Origin of the sequence: Mesorhizobium sp. M7A.F.Ca.CA.001.10.2.1 (genome assembly GCF_003998575.1) — a bacterium.
Lineage (GTDB): Bacteria > Pseudomonadota > Alphaproteobacteria > Rhizobiales > Rhizobiaceae > Mesorhizobium.
This window is the reverse complement of record NZ_RZQY01000797.1, coordinates 1-2,415: the sequence shown is the minus strand read 5'-3', so window position 1 is coordinate 2,415 and position 2,415 is coordinate 1. Positions and strand designations below refer to the sequence as shown.

General features: G+C 64.0%; 2 protein-coding genes. Both read right to left on the bottom strand.

All coding sequences use genetic code 11. From position 1 onward, the window contains the following. On the bottom strand, nt 1–449 hold a 449-nt coding region (locus EN964_RS31860), incomplete at its 3' end, for a 3-deoxy-7-phosphoheptulonate synthase (protein ID WP_164776174.1). Between the two features lie 136 nt (nt 450–585). Next, a partial coding sequence (gene mfd / locus EN964_RS31855; protein WP_127277226.1) for a transcription-repair coupling factor occupies nt 586–2,415 on the bottom strand: 1,830 nt, incomplete at its 5' end.

The following is a 2,415-nucleotide window of genomic DNA, read 5'->3' as shown; positions in this document are numbered from 1 at the left end:
GGATCCGGAATGCGCGACTTCGGGTCGAATTCGATGCCGTTGATGATGTCGCCGCGATAGCTGGGCAGCGTCACCTCGCCCTTGGTCTCGTTGTCGGACGAACGCGGCTTGGCGAACTGGCCGGCAACGCGGCCAACCTTCACCACCGGCTGCGCGCCGGCGAAGGTGAGCACCACGGACATCTGCAGGAAGACGCGGAAGAAGTCGCGGATGTTGTCCGCGCCATGCTCGGCGAAGCTCTCGGCGCAATCGCCGCCCTGCAGGAGGAATGCGTCACCGGCGGCGACAGAAGCGAGCTGCTTCTTCAGCTTGCGCGCCTCACCGGCAAAAACCAGCGGCGGAAAGGTTGCGAGCTGGGCCTCCGTGTTCTTCAGCGCGGCAAGGTCCGGATAGGCAGGAACCTGCTTGATCGGCTTTGCTCTCCACGAATTCGGCGACCATTTCGTCATCGCTGCACCCAACGCTCTTTCCGGCAAGCACCCTCGCCTGCCATTTCCCGCCCCTATATGGGATGGCGGCTCCATACACGAAGCCGATTTCCTATTCTAGACCGGAATTCAAGCGCTGGCGAATGGCCTGGGCCGGCTACGCCGCCTTCTCCACCAGCCGCGCCAACTGGGTCATGACGACCGCCGAGCCCGCCAATCGCTTCTCGGGGGTTGGCCAATCGCGCACGAAGACGACGCTGTGGTCCGGCCGGATCTTGGCCAGCGAGCCCTGCTCGCCGATGAACCGGACGAGCCCGACCGGGTTGGAGAATTCGCGCTTGCGGAAATGGATGACGACGCCCTTCGGCCCGGCGTCGAGCTTCTCGACATTGGCCTTGCGGCAGAGCGCCTTGATGAAGACGATCTTGAGCAGATGCTTGACCTCGTCCGGCAGCGGGCCGAAGCGGTCGATCAGCTCGGCGCCGAAAGCGTCGATTTCCTCGGTGTTTTCGAGATCGCCAAGCCTGCGGTAGAGCGCCAGCCGGAGCTGCAGGTCCGGAACATAGCTTTCCGGGATCATCACCGCCGTGCCGACGGCAATCTGCGGCGACCAGCCGCCATCCTGCACTTCGCCGGAATCCTTCACCTCGGCGACGGCCTCTTCCAGCATCTGCTGGTAGAGCTCGAAGCCGACCTCCTTGATGTGGCCGGACTGCTCTTCGCCAAGAAGATTGCCGGCGCCCCTGATATCGAGGTCGTGGCTGGCGAGCTGGAAGCCGGCGCCCAACGTATCCAGCGATTGCAGCACCTTCAGCCGGCGCTCGGCGGTGTCGGTCAGCTTGCGGTTGGCCGGCAGCGTGAACAGCGCATAGGCGCGCACCTTGGAACGCCCGACGCGGCCGCGCAGCTGATAAAGCTGCGACAGGCCGAACATGTCGGCGCGGTGGATGATCAGCGTGTTGGCGGTGGGGATGTCGAGACCGGATTCGACGATGGTCGTCGACAACAGCACGTCGTACTGGCCGTCATAGAAGGCATTCATGATATCGTCGAGTTCGCCCGGCGGCATCTGGCCATGTGCCACCGCCACCTTCAACTCCGGCACGGATTCCTTCAGGAAATCATGGATTTCCGAAAGATCGCTGATGCGCGGCACCACATAGAAGGAATGGCCGCCGCGATAACGCTCGCGCAGCAGCGTCTCGCGGATGACCAGGGGATCGAACGGCGAGATGAAGGTGCGCACCGCCATGCGGTCGACCGGTGGCGTGGCGATCAGCGACAGCTCGCGCACCCCGGTCAACGCCAGTTGCAGCGTGCGCGGGATCGGTGTCGCCGAGAGCGTCAGCACGTGCACGTCGGTTTTCAAATCCTTCAGCCGCTCCTTGTGCTTGACGCCAAAGTGCTGCTCCTCGTCGATGATCAGCAGGCCAAGGTTCTTGAACGAGATCGCGGAACCAAGCAGCGCGTGCGTACCGATGACAATGTCGACCTGGCCCTCGGCGATGCCTTTCTTGGTCTCGGCCAGTTCCTTGGCGCCGACCAGCCGCGACGCCTGGCCGACACGGATCGGCAGGCCGGAGAAACGCTGCGAAAAGGTCTTGAAATGCTGGCGCGACAACAATGTCGTCGGCACCACAACTGCCACCTGAAAGCCTTCCATCGCCGCGATGAAGGCGGCACGCAGCGCCACTTCGGTCTTGCCGAAGCCGACATCGCCGCAAATCAGCCGGTCCATCGGCTTGCCGGCAGCAAGATCGTCGCGCACCGAATCGATGGCCGTCTGCTGGTCGTCGGTCTCTTCATAGGGGAAGCGGGCCGCGAACTCGCCATAGAGGCCTTCTGCCGGCACCAGTGGCGGTGCGGAGCGCATCTGCCGTTCGGCGGCGATGCGGATCAGCTGCCCGGCCATGTCGAGCAGGCGCTTCTTCAGTCGCGCCTTGCGCGACTGCCAGGCGCCGCCGCCAAGCTTGTCCAGCGTCGCCTC